The sequence below is a fragment of the Streptomyces sp. G-G2 genome, assembly GCF_030063135.1.
Classification (GTDB): domain Bacteria; phylum Actinomycetota; class Actinomycetes; order Streptomycetales; family Streptomycetaceae; genus Streptomyces.
In genome coordinates this window covers 51,286-70,272 of sequence record NZ_JASISO010000011.1, presented here as the reverse complement: position 1 = coordinate 70,272, position 18,987 = coordinate 51,286, and the positions used below count along the sequence as shown (strand labels likewise).

The window sequence follows — 18,987 nt, the reverse complement described above, 5'->3', positions numbered from 1 at the left end:
CAGCCCCTCAGTCCCATTCCAGGCCGCCCCGCCGCCATACGTACGCGTAGGCGACGAAGACGGTGAGCACGAAGAGCAGCATCTCGACGAGCCCGAAGATCCCCAGGGAGTCGAAGGTGACGGCCCAGGGGTAGAGGAAGACAACCTCGATGTCGAAGACGATGAAGAGCATCGCCGTCAGGTAGTACTTGATCGGGAAGCGACCGCCGCCCGCCGGAACCGGGGTCGGTTCGATCCCGCATTCATAGGCGTCAAGTTTCGCCCGGTTGTACCGTTTTGGGCCGATCAGCGTGGCCATGACCACGGAGAAGATCGCAAACCCTGCGCCGAGGGCGCCGAGCACGAGGATGGGCGCGTACGCATTCACGCTCCTCGCTCCTTCCAGTCGTCCTTGACCGTTGGACCGCTGCACCGGCGCACTGTTCCGCCTCGGAAAGATCACGCTTTTGATCGAACGCTTGCATGTGAGGCAGTTCACAAGCCGGACTGGTGCGCATCTTATGCCCGGCGGTCTGTGATCTGCGACACGGGTAACAACAACGAGTTTGTGATCTCCACCACCTGACGAACGATCATGAAGTCCGATGAGTGGTGATCTTCATACGCGAAGCATCCACATGATCACCAAAGGTGACATCCGTGCCCTTCACCGCAGGTGGAAGGGGTGTCGCCCTATCAAATGATGGAGACGGCACGCAAATTGGCGAGCGGTGGGCGCGGATGGTAAAGGGAAGCCGCGTCCCCCGGTCGGGGGACCCCGCGAGGACGCGAGTGGACCCCGGCGGCCGGCGGCGGACGCGTGCATCCGTTCACGAACTTCACAGCCGCATCACGGACGGGTCACAGCACCCGCACCGCGTGACGGTTCTGTGACCTGCACCACAATCGAATTCACGCCGGGGAAAGGGGGCTTGGCCATCTGTGCAGGTGGATGGTAGCCGCCTGGTCAATTCGGACTTAATACGGAAAACCCATGATCACAGCCCTGGGGGCCGCTGCCCGATTCGCCCGTTACGGCGTCAATAACGCCCGCGACGCGCCCGGTTAAACCTGTTCTGACGCAACTGTGGCGCAGACCACGTTTCTTGATGGGACCCACCACCCCCTGATACCGGTTGTCCCTATGTCCCACACCGCTCACATACCCAGCCACCGGAAGCCCCGCCGCAGCGCCTCGAAGCTCGCGGTCCGCGCCGGAGTTGCCGGTGGCGTTCTCAGCACGCTGGCGATGGCCGGCACGGCGAGCGCGTCCCCCGCCGCCGAGCCCGTCACCGAAACCACCCTCGAGATGCCGGTCCTCAACATGGACCTCGGTTCGGAGGTGTCCTCCGCCGTCGTCAAGGCCGCGGACAACACCCGCGCCGCCGCTCTCGTGGGCGAACTGACCGCCCAGGAGGAGACCGCCCGTACGGGCGCCGCCGCCGAGGCCAAGCTGGCCAAGGCCGACGCGCAGGCCAAGGCCGACGCGGAGAAGAAGGCCTCCGACGAGGCCAAGCGCCAGGCCGACGCCGACCGCGCCAACCGCAGCTCCAGCCGCACGCAGCTCGCGAGCGCCTCCGCCTCCGGTTCGTCCTCCGGCTCCGGCTCCTCCGCGGGCTCGGGCTCCTCCGACGACTCGGGCGTCACCGCCCCGGCCACCGGTTCCGCCTCGGCCGTCATCAACTTCGCGCGCAACCAGGTCGGCAAGGCGTACGTCCTCGGCGGCACCGGCCCGTCCTCGTACGACTGCTCCGGTCTCGTGCAGGCCGCCTACCGCCAGGCTGGCATCTCCCTGCCGCGCATGTCCCAGGACCAGTCCTCCGAGGGCACGTCCGTCTCGCTGAGCAACCTCAAGCCGGGCGACATCCTTTACTGGGGCAGCCGCGGCAACGCCTACCACGTCGCCCTCTACGTCGGCGGCGGCAAGTTCGTCGGCGCGCAGAACTCCGGTACCGGCATCGTCGAGCGCTCGCTGAGCTACGACCCGCCGACCGGCGCCGTCCGCGTCCTCTGATCCACCCGGCTCCGGCCCCCCGGAGCCCGCGAAGGGCCGGTACTCCCCCGCTCGGGGGGCGGGTACCGGCCCTTGCGCACGCCTGACGCGCCGTCTCCGCGCCCCCGGGCGCCCGTGGGGGTCCGTCCCCCACCGGTACGCCGCCGTCCGCTCTCACGGCCCGTACGCCCCTCGGCGCCGTACCGGGCCCCGGAGGCCTACCATCCTCTTCAGGAGGTGGCCGGATGAGTACGCATCACCACGCGCAGGACAACACCCCCGACGGGGACGATTTCGGGCAGCACGACCACGCCCCCGCCCCCGACGCGACGGCGGTCGCGGCCGCCGTGGGCCTCGGCCTGCTCGCGCTCGGCGGCTGGCTGTTGACCACCACCCGCCCCTGGAACCGTCCCGACGGCCCGGCCGTGCTCGCCCTGTACTGGGGTTCCGCGCTGTCCGTGCTGCTGTGCGGGCTGGTCCTGCTCCGCCGGGGGGTGCACGCCGTCCACGGCGCCGACCCCGGCGCGCTGGACGACGTACCCCCCAGAAGCGGTCATATCGGCCCGATCACACCGGTCGAGCTGGGCCTGATCAGGCCTTCGGAGCCACCTTGCTGAGGCCGTTGATGATGCGGTCCATCGCGTCGCCGCCCTGCGGGTCCGTCAGGTTCGCCAGCATCTTCAGCGTGAACCGCATCAGCACCGGGTGCGTCAGCCCGCGCTGAGCGGCGATCTTCATGACCTTCGGGTTGCCGATCAGCTTCACGAAGGCGCGGCCCAGCGTGTAGTAGCCGCCGTACGTCTCCTTGAGGACCTTCGGGTAGCTGTGCAGCGCCAGTTCCCGCTGCGCCGGGGTGGCCCGCGCGTGCGCCTGGACGATCACCTCGGCCGCGATCTGGCCGGATTCCATCGCATACGCGATGCCCTCGCCGTTGAACGGATTGACCAGGCCGCCCGCGTCACCCACCAGCAGCAGGCCCTTCGTGTAGTGCGGCTGCCGGTTGAACGCCATCGGCAGCGCCGCGCCGCGGATCGGCTTCGTCATGTTCTCCGGGGTGTAGCCCCAGTCGGCGGGCATCGACGCGCACCACGCCTTGAGCACCTCGCGCCAGTCCAGCTCCTTGAAGGCGGAGGAGGAGTTGAGGATGCCGAGGCCGACGTTCGACGTCCCGTCGCCCATGCCGAAGATCCAGCCGTAGCCGGGCAGCAGCCGGTCCTGCGCGCCGCGCCGGTCCCACAGCTCCAGCCAGGACTCCAGGTAGTCGTCGTCGTGGCGGGGCGAGGTGAAGTACGTGCGTACGGCGACGCCCATCGGGCGGTCCTCGCGCCGGTGCAGGCCCATCGCCAGCGAGAGCCGCGAGGAGTTGCCGTCGGCCGCGACCACCAGCGGGGCGCGGAAGGTGACCTCGGTCTTCTCCTCGCCGAGCTTCGCGCGCACCCCGGTGATGTGGCCGGTACGGGCGTCACGGACCGGCTCGCCGACGTTGCAGCGCTCGTAGAGGCGGGCGCCCGCCTTCTGCGCCTGCCGGGCGAGGGTCTCGTCGAAGTCGTCGCGCTTGCGAACGAGTCCGTAGTCCGGGAAGGACGCCAGCTCGGGCCAGTCCAGCTGGAGGCGCTGGCCGCCGCCAATGATCCGCAGGCCCTTGTTGCGCAGCCAGCCCGCCTCCTCGGAGACGTCGATGCCCATCGCGACGAGCTGCTTGGTGGCGCGCGGGGTCAGCCCGTCGCCGCAGACCTTCTCGCGCGGGAAGGCCGTCTTCTCCAGCAGCAGGACGTCGAGTCCGGCCTTGGCGAGGTAGTAAGCGGTGGTGGAACCGGCGGGCCCGGCCCCGACGACGATCACATCCGCGGAGTGTTCGGACAGGGGCTCGCTCACTGCGGGATCTCCCGAAGGCTCGATAAGGGGTGCCGAACGGCACGAGACATGTGCAGTCTAAGCAGCGAGAGAGATCACGATCCGAAGGGCTGCCCACGATGACCGCCTCACCGACCCGGCCGCTCCCGGATGTACAGCTGCGTGTGCCCACCGACGAGGACGCGCACGCCTGGCACCGGGTGTTCGGCAACAACGACGTCATGGAGTTCCTGGGCGGGCCCGCCGAACTCTCCGTGTACGAGGAATTCACCGCCCGCCAGCGGATGCACGACGCCCAGCGCGGGTTCTGCCTGTGGACCCTGGTGGACGCGGACGGCGCGGTCATGGGCTTCACCGGGGCGCAGCCGTGGCCCAAACCCTGGGGTCCGCCCCTCGGCGAGATCGAGATCGGCTGGCGGCTGGGCCGCGAGTTCTGGGGCAAGGGGTACGCCTACACCGCCGCGCTCGCCACCGTCGAACGGGTCCGGGCGGCGGGCGTCCCGTACGTCATGGCGATGATCGACACGCGCAACACCCGGTCGATCGCGGTCGCGGAGCGGCTCGGGATGGAACTGGCCGAGGAGTTCACCACTCCGAGTGGAAACCCGGGCCGCAAGTACACGCTCACCTTCCCCGAGAACGCCGGATAGGCCGGCCGAGCGGTCGTCAGAAGACGGAGAGACCGGTCAGCGTGGTGAACCGGTCCAGGGCGGCCACACCCTGGACCGAGTTGCCCTGGGCGTCCAGCCCCGGGCTCCACACGGCGAGCGTGCACAGCCCCGGGACGACGGCGACGATGCCGCCGCCGACCCCGCTCTTGCCGGGCAGGCCGACGCGGTAGGCGAACTCGCCCGCCGCGTCGTACGTCCCGCACGTCAGCATCACCGCGTTGATCTGCTTGGCCTCGCTGCGGGTCAGCAGCCGCGAGCCGTCGGCGCGCAGCCCGTGCCGGGCCAGGAAGCGGGCGGCGAGGGCGAGGTCGCCGCAGCTCAGCTCGATGGAGCACTGCCAGAAGTAGTGGTCGAGCAGGGCCGGGACCGGGTTGTCGAGGTTCCCGTACGAGGCCATGAAGTGGGCGACGGCGGCATTGCGGTCGCCGTGCTCCGCCTCGGAGGCGGCGACCTCCGCGTCGAAGCCGATGTCCGGGTTGCCGCTCTCCTCCCTCAGGAAGCGCAGGAGTTCGCTGCTCGCGTCACCGGTCAGGGTCTGGAGCCGGTCGGTGACGACGAGCGCGCCCGCGTTGATGAACGGATTGCGCGGAATGCCGCTCTCGTACTCCAGCTGCACGAGCGAGTTGAAGGGGTTGCCGGAGGGCTCGCGGCCGACCCGCTCCCACAGGCTGTCGCCGCCCTCGGCGAGGGCGAGGGCCAGCGAGAACACCTTGGTGATGGACTGCGCGGAGAACGGCGTCCGCCAGTCGCCGACCCCGTGGACGTTGCCGTCGAGGTCGGCGATGGCCATGCCGAACTGGCGGGGGTCGACGGACGCGAGCGCCGGAATGTACTCGGCGGGCGTCCCGCTGCCGGTCAGCGGGGCCGTGTCGGCCGCGACCTGCTCCAGCAGCGCCTGGTAGTCCACGGCTAGTCCTTGACCCCGCGGTGCAGGGCCACGATGCCGCCGCTGAGGTTGCGCCAGGCGACCTTCGACCAGCCCGCCTTCTGCAGGAGCCCGGCCAGGGCGGGCTGGTCCGGCCACTCGCGGATGGACTCGGCGAGGTAGACGTACGCGTCGGGGTTGGAGGACACAGCGCGGGCCACCGGGGGCAGGGCGCGCATCAGGTACTCGGTGTAGACGGTCCGGAAGGGGGCCCAGGTCGGCTGCGAGAACTCGCAGATGACGACCTGGCCGCCCGGCTTGGTCACCCGGTACAGCTCGCGCAGGGCGCCCTCGGTGTCCTGCACGTTGCGCAGCCCGAAGGAGATCGTGACGGTGTCGAAGACCGCGTCCTTGAAGGGCAGCCTCGTCGCGTCGCCCGCGGTGAGCGGGAGCCACGGGTTGCGCTTCTTGCCCTCGCGGAGCATGCCGAGGGAGAAGTCGCAGGGGACGACGTACGCGCCGGTCGCGGCGAAGGGCAGCGAGGAGGTCGCGGTCCCGGCGGCCAGGTCCAGCACCTTGTGCGCGGGGCGGGCGTCGACCGCCTTGGCGACCTCCTTGCGCCACAGACGGGCCTGGCCGAGGGAGAGGACGTCGTTGGTGAGGTCGTAGTTGGCCGCCACGCCGTCGAACATGGAGGCGACTTCGTGCGGCTGCTTGTCCAGGGATGCGCGGGTCACTGGCGTTGGCCTCGCAGAGATCGGGTTGCCGGTCCGCTGCGCGGCGCCGGGCGCGGTGCTGATGTACCCCCCATCCTCTCAGGCCCACCCCCCGGGCTCCGCCCGCACCCGGTCCTCAAACGCCGGACGGGCCTGATTTTCAGCCCCGGCACATCCAGCCTCACCCGCAACACACGACCTCCGCCCGCACCCGGTCCTCAATCGCCGGACGGGCTGAAGGTCCCGGCTCCGGCACATCCAGCCTCGCCGGCGATTGAGGCGCCCCCGGAGGGCGCACACGGCCGCGGACGACAACGCGGGCTCCGGAGCTTCAGCCCGTCCGGCGTTTGAGGACCAGGCCCCCGGAAGCTCCGGACGCGCCGGACGCGCCGGATCCTCAGCCGCGCCCCCGGAGGGTCAGCGGCGGCGGTGGAGGAGGCGGCCGGCGATGACGGTGGCTACGCACGTGGTCGCGCCGAGGGCGAGCAGCGCTTCCGGGTCCGGCGCGTCGAAGACCGCGAAGCGCGCCGCGCCCCCCGGCTCCAGCCCACCGCAGAACGCCTCGGCGACCGACGCCCGCCCCGCGAAGGGGTCGAGGGAAGGGGCCGGAGAGAGGGCCGGAGAGGGCGCCGAAGAGGGCGCCCGGCCGACCGCCAGGTCCGCCCGCAGGGTCAGCCCCGAGCGCGCCACCGCCGTACGGACGGCCGCCACGCGCAGCGACCCGACGACCACCACCACCCCCCGCGACAGCAGCTTCTGCGTGCCCCTCCGCGCACTGGCCCCCCGCCGCGCCTCCGTCAGGCCGAGGGCCGCCAGCTCCGCCGCCCCCGTGATCGGATCGGCGCCCAGCTCGGCGGTCTCGGACGGATCGTCCGGGTAGTACGTCCCCTCCAGCAGCGCCGCCGCCCCGGCCACGGCCAGCCCCGGGGTCAGCACCCCGGGCCAGTGCCGGACCCGGGCCAGCGGGTACCGCCCGGCGAGGTCCTCGTACGCCCCCACCTCGGCGATCCGGTCCCCCTCGACCAGGACCGCCCCGCCCCGCAGGACGGGCAGCGGCGAGGACGGCCCGGTCACGACCAGGTCCGCGGTGTGCAGCGTCAGCATGGGAAGGCCTGCGTCAGTTCGTCGCGATGAGCTTCAGCTCGGGGTGCGCCGTGCCGCCCTCGAGTGCCGTCGAGGAGATGTGCGAGACCACGCGGTCGTCGACCGGGTCGTTCGCCGGGTCGTCGTGGACCAGCAGGTGCTCGTACGTCGTCGCGCGCTGCGCCGGGGTCCGGCCCGCCTTGCGAATCAGGTCGATGATCTCCATGCGGTTCGAGCGGTGCTTCGCACCGGCCGAGGAGACGACGTTCTCCTCCAGCATGATCGAGCCGAGGTCGTCCGCGCCGTAGTGCAGCGACAGCTGGCCCGCCTCCTTGCCGACCGTCAGCCAGGACCCCTGGATGTGCGCGATGTTGTCGAGGTAGAGCCGCGCGATCGCGATCATGCGCAGGTACTCGAAGATCGTCGCCTGGGTGCGGCCCTTGAGGTGGTTGTTCTCGGGCTGGTAGGTGTACGGAATGAAGGCGCGGAAGCCGCCCGTACGGTCCTGGGTGTCGCGGATCATCGCGATGTGCTCGATCCGCTCGGCGTTGGTCTCGCCGGTGCCCATCAGCATGGTGGAGGTGGATTCCACGCCCAGCCGGTGGGCGATCTCCATGATCTCCAGCCAGCGCTCGCCGGACTCCTTGAGCGGGGCGATCGCCTTGCGGGGCCGCTCCGGCAGGAGTTCGGCGCCCGCGCCCGCGAAGGAGTCGAGGCCCGCGGCGTGGATCCGCTGGATGGCCTCCTCCGCCGAGACGCCCGAGATGCGGGCCATGTGCTCGACCTCGGACGCGCCGAGGGAGTGGATGACCAGCTGCGGGTAGGCCTTCTTGATCGCGGCGAAGTGGTGCTCGTAGTACTCGACGCCGTAGTCCGGGTGGTGGCCGCCCTGGAACATGATCTGGGTGCCGCCCAGCTCGACGGTCTCCGCGCAGCGGCGCAGGATGTCGTCGAGGTCGCGGGACCAGCCCTTCTTGGTGTCCTTGGGGGCCGCGTAGAAGGCACAGAACTTGCACGCCGTGACGCACACGTTGGTGTAGTTGATGTTGCGCTCGATGATGTACGTCGCAATGTGCTCGGTACCCGCGTACCGGCGGCGGCGCACCGCGTCGGCCGCCTGGCCGAGCGCGTGCAGCGGCGCGTCGCGGTAGAGGTCGAGGGCCTCTTGCTGGGTGATCCGGCCCCCTGCGGCGGCACGGTCGAGGACAGACTGGAGAGCGGCCTGGTCGGTCACCGGTGCGTCACCTTTCGGCGGTGTGTCAAGGGTTGTCCGGACCGATCCAGCCTACGCCAGCGGTCGGGTGCCCTCGCGGGGGGCCGGGGCGAACGCCCGGGCTACCCCCGCGTCAGGTCGCCCTCCGGGTTCCCGGCGGCCTTGTCCCCGGAGCGGTAGTGCACAGCGCCGCTCCCGGTGAGGCTGAACCGCTCGTCGGCGGAGCCGGGGGCGCAGATGCCGGGGTGCGGGTTGGGGCCGCCCGCGGTGTCCAGGACGAGCGCGCGGTCGGTGGCCACGGCGAGCTTCCAGTCACCGCTGCAGTCGTAGGTCGTCCCGAGCAGGTCGATGACCGACGTGTCGCGCGCGACGACCGCGCCCCGCTTCCCGGCCCGGATGGTGATCTCGAACTGGCTGGGCAGGCCGAGGTTGGTGGTGAGCGAGCCCTTCCAGGTCCCGATGAACTCCTTGGGTACGTCCTCCCGCGTGCTCCGCGTCGGCGGCGCGGACCCGTCCCCCGGCGCGGGCGGCGACGCCGACGACGACACCGAGGGCGACGACCCGGTGGCCGGCGCCGAGGCGGACGGACGGCCGGAGGCCACGTCGTGCCCGCCGCCCGGGCCCGTCGGCAGGAGTCCGAGCCCGTACAGCCCGCCCCCCAGGGCCACCGCGACGGCGCCCAGGGCCAGCACCAGCGTGCAGCTGACCCGGCGCCCGGCCGCGCTCAAGCGGACCCCGCGCTGCCCGCCGCCCACCCCGTCCGCGGCGGTCTCGGCATGCCCGGCGGCGTGCCCGGCCCCGCTCCCGCCCGTGCCGCCCGCCCCGGTCGGGAGCCCGTACGGCCCCACCGGCCCGACGGGGGCCCGCCACCCGTCGTACGAGGGCCCGGAAGCCGACCCGGAAGCGGAGTACGAGGAGTCCGCGGGCCCGAAACCTCCGGAGCCGAGCGAGCCACCCGGGCCGGAGCCCGCACCCGAGCCCGAGCCCGTGCCCGAGCCCCCGGCCCCCGCCCCGTCCCCGTAGCTCGGCGTCGCGAACGGCACCAGGCCGGAGGCCCCCGACGAACCGGCGGCCCCCCACGCGTCCGGCACGTCCGCGTCCAGGTCCAGCAGCCGCGCGTTCGCCCGGCTCGCCTCCTCCACCAGCGGCCCCGGCAGCCAGCCCGGCGCGCCCAGGGCTCCGGCGAGCGCCACCGCGACCGCCTCCGGGGCGGGCCGGTCGGCCGCCGCCTTGGCCAGGCAGGCCGCGATCAGTTCGCGCAGCTCCCCGGCCGGTACCGCGCTCAGGTCGGGCTCCTCGTGCACCACCTTGTAGAGGAGGGTCGCCGCGTTGTCCCCGCTGAAGGGCGGCTTCCCGGTCGCCGCGAAGGCCAGTACCGCACCCAGCGAGAAAACGTCCGAAGCCCCGGTGGCCCCCTTGCCGAGGATCTGCTCGGGCGCCATGTAGCCGGGCGAGCCCACCGACACCCCGGTGGAGGTCAGCGAGGCGGTGCCGTCCGTGGCCCGGGCGATGCCGAAGTCGATCAGCCGCGGCCCGTCGAGGGTGAGCATCACGTTCGAGGGCTTCACGTCCCGGTGTACGAGGCCCAGCGCGTGCACCGCCACCAGCGCGCGGGCCAGCCCCGCGCCGATCGCCCGAACGGACCGCGCGGGCAGCGGCCCGTGCGCGGCGAGCGCCCGGTCCAGCGCGGGCCCGGCGACGTAGGCCGTGGCCACCCACGGAACGGCTGCTTCCGGGTCCGCGTCCAGTACCTCGGCGGTCCACTCCCCGCCCACCCGGCGCGCGGCGGCGACCTCACGCCGGAACCGGGCGCGGAACTCGTCGTCCGACGCGAAGTGCGGGTGCACGACCTTGACCGCGACCGTACGGCCACCGGCGCTGCGGCCCAGGTAGACCCGGCCCATACCGCCCGCGCCCAGGCGGCCCAGCAGCCGGTACGCCCCGATCACCCGCGGTTCACCGGCTTCCAGCGGCTGCATCGCGTCCCCCGTCCTCTGCTCCCCCGTACCTGCCCGACGGCTCAGCACACTAGGCCCTGTCGGCCCACGGAGGCACCGAATCCGTGGCACGGTGATCGGCATGAGACCGCGCACCACCACGGCGGCCACGGCGACCTCGGCCGCCGTCCTGCTCACCGCCTGCCTCACCGCCTCGCTCGCGGCCTGCTCCGGTCAGGGCGCCCGGGTCAGCTTCGACGCCCCGGCCACGACCCCGACCGCCACGCCCACCAGCGGCGTCAGCCCGCGTCCGGTGAGCGAGGCGGAGCGGCTGACCCTGCCCCCGACCGGCCCCGAGGCGGAGTTCCACGAGGAGAGCAGGCTCCCCGACGGCACGACGATCGGCGTGACCACCCTGGAGGGCCAGAAATCGGGTTTCACCGGCAAAGTCTGGGTGTGGGCGCCGAAGCAGTACTTCGAACCCCAGTACGCGCACAGCGGCTTCCCGGTGCTGATCGCGCTCCCCGGCGGCCGCGGTTTTCCGAAGAATTACTGGATGGCAGCCGGTCTGAAGCTCCAGAGCAGCATCGCCCACTGGTCGCTGGAGGGCCGGAGCCTGCCGTTCCTGGTGGTGATGCCGGTCCTCAACCCGGACAAGTCCCACTACTACGACGGCAGCGACATCCCGGGACAGCCGAAGATGGGAACCTGGCTGACGGAGGACGTCCCGGATCTGGTGCGGGCCAACTTCCGCACCTTCCGCGCCCGGGACGGCTGGGCCTTCATGGGCTCCTCCTCGGGCGGCTTCGCGGCGCTGAAGTCCGTGCTCCAGAAGCCGGACCAATTCAAGGCCGCCATCGCCTCCGGACCGGACACCGTGCCGGACTCCCCGCTGTGGAAAGGATTCGAGGACGAGCGCCAGGCCAACAATCCGGAACGACTCTCCACGGAACTCGCGGCGAAGACGGGCCCGGATGTTTATCTCGCGTTCCAGGTCGGCAGCAAGGAAAGCAGCCTGCCCAATGTGCAGAAATTCATCGCGAATTATGGAAAGGGTCCGGTAAAGACCCATTTGCAGGTAATTCAGGGCGGCGAGCACAACGCCAAGACCTACATCCGGGGCATGGGCGAGGGCACCATGAAGTGGATCAGCGACCACCTCCAGGCACCGGTCCCCACCCGCTGAGGACCGGCCCTCCGACGCCGCCGCCACGGAGCCGCCACAGGGTCACCGAGGCGCCGCCGCGGGCCGCCCCCACGGGCCGCCGCTACGGGACGAGCAGCTCCACGGCCACGTCCGCCGGGAACCCGGTCGTCGCCCCGGTCCGGCGCGCGAATTCCCGTACGCCCGCCAGCTGGTCCGGGCCGAAGCGGAAGTCCAGGGTGGTGAAGTACCGCTCCAGCAGCTCGGCGTCGAAGGCCTCCCAGCGGGCCGCCTGCTCGGCCACCTTGGTGACCTCCTCCAGGGACAGGTCCCGGGAAGCGAGGAAGGCCCCGTGGACCTCCCGCACCATGGCGGGCTCGCGCTCGAGGTAGTCCTTGCGGGCGGCCCAGACGGCGAAGACGAACGGCAGTCCGGTCCACTCCTTCCACATGAGCCCCAGGTCATGCACGGTGAGACCGAGTCGGGGCGCGTCGTGCAGGGAGGCCCGCAGGGCCGCGTCACCGATCAGTACGGCCGCGTCCGCCTCCTGCATCATCAGCCCGAGGTCGGGCGGGCAGGTGTAGTAGTCGGGCTGTACGCCGTACTGCTCGGCGAGCAGCAGCTGGGCCAGCCGTACGGACGTACGAGAGGTGGACCCGAGGGCGACCCGGGCTCCGTCGAGCTGCTCCAGGGGCACCTGGGACACGATCACGCAGGACATCACGGGGCCGTCGCAGCCGACCGCGAGGTCGGGGAAGGCCACGAGCTGGTCGGCGTTGCGCAAGAACTCGACGAGGGTGATCGGGGCGATGTCCAGCTCGCCCCGGACGAGCCGCTCGCTGAGCTTCTCGGGGGTGTCCTTGGTCAGCTCCAGGTCCAGGAGCGTGCCGGTTCTGGCCAGCCCCCAGTACAGCGGCAGGCAGTTCAGGAACTGGATGTGGCCGACCCTGGGCCGGCTGCGATAGACGTCCACATCGCGAGACTAGCCCCCGTCCGACCGTCAGCCTTCGGACGGGTCTCAAACGTCCGGGTGACGTGATCTTTCCCTCTGGTCGACCCCGCAGTCTGCGTGCTAGGCTCGACGCAAGTTGCAGTTTGGTTTCCCTTGCAGTACGAAGCCTGCGGAGCATGTGACCCGCAGGCTTTTGTAGTTTTCAGACTTCTTAGCAGGTTCTGGAGCAGGGCGACCCTTTGGCCCATAGGAGGGCTCATGGCTACCGGAACCGTGAAGTGGTTCAACGCTGAAAAGGGCTTCGGCTTCATCGCCCAGGACGGCGGCGGCCCGGATGTCTTCGTCCACTACTCCGCGATCAACGCGGCTGGTTTCCGCTCCCTTGAGGAGAACCAGCTCGTGAACTTCGACGTCACGCAGGGTCCGAAGGGCCCGCAGGCGGAGAACGTCACCCCGGCCTAGTCGCCTGGGCCAGCCCGATCGCGGGTTGGAGATGCAGTACCCAAGGAGCCCTGCCTCCTCCGTGCGAGCGGAGAGGGCGGGGCTCCTGCCTTTTCGCCCCGACGGGGGCACAAGAGAAGAGGGGGCCGGGACCCGATGGGTCCCGGCCCCCTCTTCGTGTGCTTACGCGGCCGGGACCGTCGGGTTCGCCGAATTCGCCGGAGCCGGTGCGGCCGCCGTGACGATCAGGTCCAGGATCAGCTCCACGCCGTTCTCGGTGACCAGGCGCAGGTGGTACGTCCCCGGTGCGGCCGAGACGGCGTCCGCGCCCGGGGCCGAGGCGGTGAACAGGTCCGGCAGCACGACCGCGCCGTCGGCGCCGGTCGGCGCCAGCGCCACCGTGTGCAGGAGCTTGCCGTCCTTGTCCTTGAAGAACGGCGTCTTCGCGGCCGGGTCCACCGGGACCCAGGCGCCCTTCGCGTCCTTCTCGACCAGGGCCGCCGTGATCTTCGTCCCCGCGACGGGTGCGTCCTTGGCGGTGGCCTTGACCTCCACGCCCACGAAGCTGGAGCCGGCGACCGCGGTGAGCGGCTTGGTGGTGGTACGGGCCAGCGCGTCCACGACGGGAGCGGGCTTCGGAGTGACCGTTGCGGTGAACTTCACCGTGAACTCGCGGGTGCCGTAGAGCGTGGCCCGCAGGGTGAAGGCGCCGTTCTTCGCGCCCGCCTTGTCACCCGCCGTGAGGGCGGGGGCGGTGGCGACGCCGCCCTTGTCGGTCCGGACCACGACGTAGCGCTTGGCCCCGGCGAAGACCGTGCCGGAGGTGTCGTCGTCGGCGATCTCGAAGACCACCGTCTCGCCCTCGGCGGGCTTGCCGTCGCTGAGGACCGCCTTGACCTTCGGGGCGGTGGCGAAGACGGAACCGGCCTCGGCCGTGATCTTCGGCTCGCCGAGCGCCGTCAGCCCGTCCACCGAAGCGGGCGGGACCGACGGCTTGGTCGGCTCGGTGGGCTTGGTCGGCGGCTTCGTGGGCGGCGTGGTCGGCGGCTTCGCCGGGGTCGCCGGAGGCCGCGGGGTCAGCGGCGGGGCGGGCGGCGGCGGGGTGGGCGGCGAGCCGGGGGGCGGGGTCGGGTAGTTCCCGGCGGCCGGGTTCGGCACGTCGGCGACCCCGGCCTGGTACTGGCGCATCCAGCCGAGCACGGAATTCACGTACTCGCGGGAGCTGTTGTAGCTCAGGATCGCCTTGTCCAGGTCCGCGGGCTTGGAGAGGTCCCGGTCACCCGCGCAGAGGTAGAGCCCGGCGCCGAGCGCGGCGTCGTAGATGTTGTTCGGGTCCCGCTTGCCGTCGCCGCTGCCGTCGGCGCCCCAGGTCTTCCAGGTCTCGGGGATGAACTGGAGCGGGCCGACGGCCCGGTCGTACTCCTGGTCCCCGTCCCACTCGCCCTTGTCGGTGTCCTTGATCAGGGCGAAGCCGTTGCCGTCCAGGCGCGGTCCCCGGATCGGCTTCTCCGTGGACCCGTCGCCCTTGAGCCCGTAGCCGGAGGCGTGGACGGACTCGATCCGGCCGATGCCCGCCAAGAGCTGCCAGGGCAGCTTGCAGTTGGGCAGCGCGGCCGCGACCGACAGCTCGGCCCGGCGGTAGGCGTCGAGGGCGGTCGCGGGTATCCCGCTGGCACCCTCCGGCGACCCCGCACCGGCCGGCGGCGGGTCGGCCACCAGGTCGGGCAGGTCCAGGCGCGCGTTGCCCCGGTCGTTGGCCTGCGGGCTGTCCGGTCCCGGCTCCGCCTCACCGGCGTCGGCCGTCGGCGCGGTCGTGACGACCGCCGCCGTGGTCAGACTCGCCGCGAGAGCGGCGGTGCACAGGACTTTGCGCGAGGTACTGACAAGGTGACGGTGAAGAGGCTTCACAGTGCGGCAATCCCCCCAAGGCAGCCGTGGACATGTGAGTGCGCGGCCGGACGAGCCATGAATATTCACTGTCTATCAGGTATTCGCGGGCGACTCGCCGTCCCCCCACGCTTATGTGACACACCATTCGCCTCGTCTTCACCGGAACCTCGTTCAACTCCGAACGAAGGTCCTAAGACCTGTACGGAAAAGTCCTAAAGGCCCATGTTTGTACGGGCTCTGCTCCCTAGGCTGTCTCCATGGCCACGAGCACCAAGAGGGACCAGCAGAGCCGCGAGGCCCGGGCGCGGCTGCGCACCGAGCGCGAAGCCGCCGCCCGCAAGGCGACACTGCGCGGCCGCCTGCTGGTCGGCGGTGCGCTGGCCGCCGTGCTCGCCCTCGCGGCGGGAATCGGCATCTACGCCTCGAAGCCGGGTATTCCGGGTGGTGCGGGTGATGCGGGTGCCTCCTCGGATTCTGTGGGCAAGCCGTTCGTCCGGCCCGCCCACACCTCCGGCACGGACGGCGTCGTCGTCCCGTACGGCAAGGCCGACGCGAAGGACGTCGTCAGCATCTGGATCGACCCGCGCTGCCCGTTCTGCGCGGGGGTGGAGACCGGCCTCGGCCCGACCCTCAAGGAGCAGGCGGACGCGGGCACCTACCGGGTCGACTACCACTTCGCGACCTTCCTGGACGGCTCGTTCGGCGGCAAGGGCTCCAAGCGCGCCCTGAACGCCCTGGGAGCGGCGGTCAACGAGAGCCCCGAGAGGTTCATGGACTACCTCCAGGTGCTCTACAAGAACCACCCGGCGAAGGAGACCGACGACACCTTCGGCTCCACGGCCACCCTCCTGGACCTCGCGGACCAGGTGCCGGGGCTGCGCACCCCGGCGTTCAACCAGTCGGTCAAGGAGCTGACCTACATGCCGTGGGTCGACAAGGTCTCGAAGGCCTTCCACGAGAGCGGCAAGACCGGCACGCCGGACATCGAGATCAACGGCAAGCGGGTCAACGTGCTGTCCGGCAAGGGCATCGACTCGATCGCCCCGGAGTCGTTCAAGCGACTGGTAGCGGACAACCTGAAGAAGTGACCGCCCCCGGCGGCCCTCGTCTTCGGTGGCCGCCGGGGGCCGCGGTGTCACCCTCGCTCCGGCAGCCTGGGCCTCGTTCGTGGGGTTCGCACGAGCTTCCGCGGGGCGGGCCCCCGGACCCGGACCCCGGCCCCCGGCCCCGGGGCCTCAAGGGGTCAGGCTGACCGGCATCAGGAGGGAGAAGGCGTCCCCGTCGTCGGGGTTCAGGACCACGAGGGGGGCCTTCGGGCCGACGTACTCCAGGAGCAGGTGGTCGGCGGTGAGGGCGTCCAGGAGGAACTCGGGGTTCACGCCCACGCGTTCGCCGGCGGACTGGTCGTCGCCGACGGTCACGGTGTCCGTCAGGACCAGCACGCACACCCCTTCCGCTCCGGTCAGGGCCTCGCGCAGGGCGGGGACGTCGAGGGGGATGCGGCGGCCTTCGGGCAGCCGGATCAGGCGGCGGTAGTCGGGGAACGGCTCGCCGAGGCCCCGGCCGGCGAGCTGGTGGCCCTGGGTCTCCAGTTCCACCCGGTCGCCGTCGACGGTGAGGTGGGCGGAGCCGTCCGTGAGCAGGGCGCGCATCGCGTCCACGAGGGGTGAGGGCACGGTCACCTGCAGGCGCTCGCCGCCGTGGCCGCTGGTCGTCGTACGGGCGATGGCCATCCGGTAGCGGTCGGTGGCGACGACGTGCAGGTCTTCCCCTTCGATGTCGAAGTGGACGCCGCCGAGCATCGGCAGTTCGGGGTCGCTCCCGGCGGCGTACCGTACGGCGTCCAGCGCGGCCGCGATCTCTTCGGCGGGCAGGGTCAGTCGGGCGGTGGTGGTCATGGGGGTCTCCTCGTGTGCGAGTAGGGCTCGTACCGTGGAGAACTCGGCGCGCGCATCGGCCAGACCGCTCTCCAGCCGCCTCAAGTGGCCGTCGAGCAGGCGGGGTACCAGGCCGGTGTCGCCACCGGACCAGCCCGCCAGCACGAGCCGGATGTCCGCGAGCGGCATCCCGGCCCGGCGCAGCCGGGCCAGCAGCCGGGCCTCGCCGAGCTGCTCGGGCCCGTACCACCGGTATCCGGTCACCGGATCCACCCGGGCGGGCACCAGCACGCCCGTCCGGTCGTAGAACCGGAGCGCGCTCACGCCCAGTCCGCTGTCCCGGCCCATCTCGCCAATGCTGCGCATCTCGCTCTCCACGTCCACGACTCTGGGACCTGCACCAGGTCGAGGGTCAAGCGGCCCGCACACTGGGTGCATGACGAGTCTCCACATCAACGGCCCCGACGCCGAACTGGAGGACCGCCTCGACGAAGAGCTGACGGCCTTCAACTCCCGGGCGGCCGGGGGGCACGAGCGCGGCGGGTTCACGGTCCGGGTCAACGCCCCGGACGCCACCATCGTCGGCGGGCTGACCGCATGGACCTGGGGCGACTGCGCGGGCATCGAACTCCTGTGGGTCGACGGGGCGCACCGCCAGGAGGGCTGGGGCGGCAGACTCCTCGCCGCCGCCGAGGCCGAGGCCGGCCGCCGTGGCTGCCGCACGATCACGGTGTCGACGTACAGCTTCCAGGCCCCCGCCTTCTACGTCGCCCACGGCTATCGCGAGACGGCCCGCATCCCCGGCATCCCGTCCCCGCACGAGGACATCTACTTCATCAAGCCGCTCCCCGCCGAACCGGCCGCGACCGAGTAGCGAACCGGCCGCGAACGTGTAGCGATCTGTCCACGACCGTGTGGCGATCTGGCTGCGCGCCTGTCGTCCGTGGTCCGTTCGCCCTGAGGGCGCGGTGTCACACCGTCACCGAGGCGGGCCGGGGTGACGGCTCGGTGACGGATCCGGCGGCCGTGGCGCGGCTCGCGGCGGGGCACGACGCGGCGGTCGTCCCGGTCTTCGACCGGGCTTCCGTGCCCGGTGAGTTCTTCCCGGCGGTCGCCCGCGCCCTCGCGGAGGGGCTGCCGGCCGCGGGGGTGCGGCGGCTGGTCGCGGTCGGGCTGGCGTCCGTACTGCCCACCGCGACCGGGGCGCTGCTGATGGACTCCCCGGGGTATCCGCAGGAGTGGCGGGAGTTCTACGTCGCCCACGGCGCCGGGACCGAGGCGCTGCGGGCGGCCGCGCCGGAGGCGCTGGACTGGCTGGTGCTGAGTCCGTCGGGGGACTTCGACCACACGGGCCCGGGGGCGGGCGGGTACGTCCTGGCCCCGGCGGACGCCGAGGCCCGGATCACCCCGGGGGACTTCGCCCGGGCGGTGGTCGAGGAGGCCGGGGCGCCGTCGCTGCGCCGTGCCCACGCGGGCGTGACCTCGGCATGACCGCGACCCTCGGGCAGGCCCCGTCCCGGGCCCGGACCCGGTCCACGACGGCGACCGCGCGCACGGCCGCGGAGGCGGCTCCGCCGCGGCCCGGGGTGGTGACCGCGACGCCCTCGTACGCGGCCCAGTGCCGTGACCGGAAAGGTGCACCGGGTCGCGGCGCCCGGCACGGCACCTCGCGGGTCGCGACGGCGCGGGCGATCTCCGTGGCGCCGGTCACCCGCGGAGCCGGGGGACCGGCTCAGCCTTTGGTTCCCACCTTCGGTGCCTTCGGCAGTCCGGTCTCCAGCGCGGTGCCGGTGCCGACGAGGGAGCTGTCCGTGGCGTGGGCGGAGGTGTTGGCGGCTCCGGCGGCGACGCCCACGGCGGTCTTGGCGTCCTTGACCGCCCCGCTCGGGTGGTCGACGATGTCGCCGAGCCGCGCGGTGATCGGCGGCCCCGACGGCGTCTGGTCGGCGGCTTGGGCGAGGCCCGGGGTGAGGGCGATGGCGGCGCCGCCGGAGAGAACCAGGGCGGCGAGGGTGCGCTTCATGGCGTTCATGCGTGGCCCAACGACCCCGGAGCCCCCGGGTCACCACCAACCCGCGGGCGTTCCGCGAATCGAGCGGTCCCGGCCCTTTCGCACCGCGGGGGCCGTCCCGTACGACGCCGTCGGCCCCGGACGCCGGGGAGCGGGCCGGGGCCGACGGGATGACGGAGCGGGGGCGGTCGGTGTGGGGAGCGGTGGGGGAGGGTCAGTCGTTGGCCACCAGGGACGGGGTGGACTTCGTCAGGACCCGGCCGCGGAAGAAGGCGGGGTTGCGGCGTTCGGTGACCCGCATGATGACCAGGCCGAGGAGCAGCAGGCCCACGCCGATGACGAAAGGCCCACGGAGCCCTTG

General features: G+C 71.8%; 19 protein-coding genes. 8 read left to right on the top strand and 11 right to left on the bottom strand.

Translation table 11 applies throughout. The features are described 5' to 3' along the window. Nucleotides 1-7: 7 nt before the first annotated feature. Complete coding sequence (locus QMF80_RS11580) at nt 8-367, bottom strand: NADH-quinone oxidoreductase subunit A (RefSeq protein ID WP_283452259.1); 360 nt, start codon at nt 365-367, stop codon at nt 8-10. Nucleotides 368-1,123: 756 nt separating this feature from the next. Here QMF80_RS11580 and QMF80_RS11575 point away from each other — a divergent pair. After that, entirely contained in the window at nt 1,124-1,993 is an 870-nt protein-coding gene (locus tag QMF80_RS11575; protein WP_283452257.1) for a C40 family peptidase, read from the top strand. Nucleotides 1,994-2,217: 224 nt separating this feature from the next. Then, a complete protein-coding gene (locus tag QMF80_RS11570; protein ID WP_283452256.1) occupies nt 2,218-2,589 on the top strand; it encodes a hypothetical protein in 372 nt (123 codons plus the stop codon). Here the strand turns inward: QMF80_RS11570 and QMF80_RS11565 are convergent. Further along, on the bottom strand, nt 2,564-3,847 hold the full coding sequence (locus QMF80_RS11565; RefSeq protein WP_283452254.1) for a geranylgeranyl reductase family protein: 1,284 nt from the start codon (nt 3,845-3,847) through the stop codon (nt 2,564-2,566). The two genes, QMF80_RS11570 and QMF80_RS11565, sit on opposite strands and share 26 nt — an antisense overlap. 98 nt (nt 3,848-3,945) lie before the next feature. On the opposite strand from QMF80_RS11565, the gene QMF80_RS11560 reads away from it, so the two are divergent. Next, nucleotides 3,946-4,476, top strand: a complete 531-nt coding sequence (locus QMF80_RS11560; protein WP_283452253.1) for a GNAT family N-acetyltransferase — start codon at nt 3,946-3,948, stop codon at nt 4,474-4,476. Between the two features lie 16 nt (nt 4,477-4,492). Here QMF80_RS11560 and QMF80_RS11555 read toward each other — a convergent pair whose 3' ends face one another. From QMF80_RS11555 to QMF80_RS11535, 5 genes are all read right to left on the bottom strand, one after another. After that, complete coding sequence (locus QMF80_RS11555; RefSeq protein WP_283452251.1) at nt 4,493-5,404, bottom strand: glutaminase; 912 nt, start codon at nt 5,402-5,404, stop codon at nt 4,493-4,495. Nucleotides 5,405-5,406: 2 nt separating this feature from the next. Beyond that, nucleotides 5,407-6,099, bottom strand: a complete 693-nt coding sequence (locus tag QMF80_RS11550) for a demethylmenaquinone methyltransferase (RefSeq protein ID WP_283452249.1) — start codon at nt 6,097-6,099, stop codon at nt 5,407-5,409. A gap of 396 nt (nt 6,100-6,495) precedes the next feature. Beyond that, on the bottom strand, nt 6,496-7,182 hold the full coding sequence (locus QMF80_RS11545; protein WP_283452247.1) for an imidazolonepropionase-like domain-containing protein: 687 nt from the start codon (nt 7,180-7,182) through the stop codon (nt 6,496-6,498). Nucleotides 7,183-7,195: 13 nt separating this feature from the next. After that, nucleotides 7,196-8,395, bottom strand: coding sequence for a cyclic dehypoxanthinyl futalosine synthase (mqnC, locus tag QMF80_RS11540; protein WP_283452245.1), 1,200 nt, complete (start codon nt 8,393-8,395; stop codon nt 7,196-7,198). A 101-nt stretch (nt 8,396-8,496) separates the two neighbouring features. After that, nucleotides 8,497-10,353: a protein kinase domain-containing protein gene (locus tag QMF80_RS11535; protein WP_283452243.1), complete on the bottom strand. Its 1,857-nt coding sequence runs from the start codon at nt 10,351-10,353 to the stop codon at nt 8,497-8,499. Nucleotides 10,354-10,453: 100 nt separating this feature from the next. Between QMF80_RS11535 and QMF80_RS11530 the strand changes: the two genes are divergently transcribed. Beyond that, entirely contained in the window at nt 10,454-11,497 is a 1,044-nt protein-coding gene (locus tag QMF80_RS11530; protein ID WP_283452241.1) for an alpha/beta hydrolase, read from the top strand. A gap of 82 nt (nt 11,498-11,579) precedes the next feature. Here the strand turns inward: QMF80_RS11530 and QMF80_RS11525 are convergent, their stop codons facing one another. Further along, nucleotides 11,580-12,428, bottom strand: coding sequence for a menaquinone biosynthetic enzyme MqnA/MqnD family protein (locus QMF80_RS11525; protein ID WP_283452239.1), 849 nt, complete (start codon nt 12,426-12,428; stop codon nt 11,580-11,582). A gap of 237 nt (nt 12,429-12,665) precedes the next feature. On the opposite strand from QMF80_RS11525, the gene QMF80_RS11520 reads away from it, so the two are divergent. Beyond that, nucleotides 12,666-12,869 (top strand): cold-shock protein, encoded by a 204-nt coding sequence (locus QMF80_RS11520; RefSeq protein WP_112451444.1) that lies wholly within the window; start codon nt 12,666-12,668, stop codon nt 12,867-12,869. A 162-nt stretch (nt 12,870-13,031) separates the two neighbouring features. Here QMF80_RS11520 and QMF80_RS11515 read toward each other — a convergent pair whose 3' ends face one another. Then, a complete protein-coding gene (locus QMF80_RS11515; RefSeq protein ID WP_283452234.1) occupies nt 13,032-14,756 on the bottom strand; it encodes a lytic transglycosylase domain-containing protein in 1,725 nt (574 codons plus the stop codon). Nucleotides 14,757-14,995: 239 nt separating this feature from the next. Here QMF80_RS11515 and QMF80_RS11510 point away from each other — a divergent pair, with 239 nt between their 5' ends. After that, nucleotides 14,996-15,826, top strand: a complete 831-nt coding sequence (locus tag QMF80_RS11510; protein ID WP_283452232.1) for a thioredoxin domain-containing protein — start codon at nt 14,996-14,998, stop codon at nt 15,824-15,826. 147 nt (nt 15,827-15,973) lie between these two features. On the opposite strand, the gene QMF80_RS11505 is transcribed toward QMF80_RS11510, so the two are convergent. Next, the gene (locus QMF80_RS11505) at nt 15,974-16,981 is read right to left on the bottom strand and encodes a DNA polymerase III subunit beta family protein (RefSeq protein WP_283452230.1); all 1,008 of its coding nucleotides are present in this window, start codon (nt 16,979-16,981) and stop codon (nt 15,974-15,976) included. Nucleotides 16,982-17,051: 70 nt separating this feature from the next. On the opposite strand from QMF80_RS11505, the gene QMF80_RS11500 reads away from it, so the two are divergent. Both QMF80_RS11500 and QMF80_RS11495 read left to right on the top strand, forming a co-directional pair. Continuing rightward, nucleotides 17,052-17,489: a GNAT family N-acetyltransferase gene (locus QMF80_RS11500; protein WP_283452228.1), complete on the top strand. Its 438-nt coding sequence runs from the start codon at nt 17,052-17,054 to the stop codon at nt 17,487-17,489. 134 nt (nt 17,490-17,623) lie between these two features. After that, a complete protein-coding gene (locus QMF80_RS11495) occupies nt 17,624-18,106 on the top strand; it encodes an NAD(P)-dependent oxidoreductase (RefSeq protein ID WP_283452226.1) in 483 nt (160 codons plus the stop codon). Between the two features lie 241 nt (nt 18,107-18,347). Here QMF80_RS11495 and QMF80_RS11490 read toward each other — a convergent pair whose 3' ends face one another. Continuing rightward, entirely contained in the window at nt 18,348-18,647 is a 300-nt protein-coding gene (locus tag QMF80_RS11490; RefSeq protein ID WP_283452224.1) for a hypothetical protein, read from the bottom strand. Nucleotides 18,648-18,987 lie beyond the last annotated feature (340 nt).

Coding starts and splice junctions, on each gene's coding strand:
- QMF80_RS11575 (WP_283452257.1), top strand. CDS start 1,124: ATGTCCCACACCGCTCACATACCCAGCCACCGGAAGCCCCGCCGCAGC.
- QMF80_RS11570 (WP_283452256.1), top strand. CDS start 2,218: ATGAGTACGCATCACCACGCGCAGGACAACACCCCCGACGGGGACGAT.
- QMF80_RS11560 (WP_283452253.1), top strand. CDS start 3,946: ATGACCGCCTCACCGACCCGGCCGCTCCCGGATGTACAGCTGCGTGTG.
- QMF80_RS11545 (WP_283452247.1), bottom strand. CDS start 7,182: ATGCTGACGCTGCACACCGCGGACCTGGTCGTGACCGGGCCGTCCTCG.
- QMF80_RS11535 (WP_283452243.1), bottom strand. CDS start 10,353: ATGCAGCCGCTGGAAGCCGGTGAACCGCGGGTGATCGGGGCGTACCGG.
- QMF80_RS11530 (WP_283452241.1), top strand. CDS start 10,454: ATGAGACCGCGCACCACCACGGCGGCCACGGCGACCTCGGCCGCCGTC.
- QMF80_RS11520 (WP_112451444.1), top strand. CDS start 12,666: ATGGCTACCGGAACCGTGAAGTGGTTCAACGCTGAAAAGGGCTTCGGC.
- QMF80_RS11510 (WP_283452232.1), top strand. CDS start 14,996: ATGGCCACGAGCACCAAGAGGGACCAGCAGAGCCGCGAGGCCCGGGCG.
- QMF80_RS11505 (WP_283452230.1), bottom strand. CDS start 16,981: ATGCGCAGCATTGGCGAGATGGGCCGGGACAGCGGACTGGGCGTGAGC.
- QMF80_RS11500 (WP_283452228.1), top strand. CDS start 17,052: ATGACGAGTCTCCACATCAACGGCCCCGACGCCGAACTGGAGGACCGC.
- QMF80_RS11490 (WP_283452224.1), bottom strand. CDS start 18,647: ATGAACGCCATGAAGCGCACCCTCGCCGCCCTGGTTCTCTCCGGCGGC.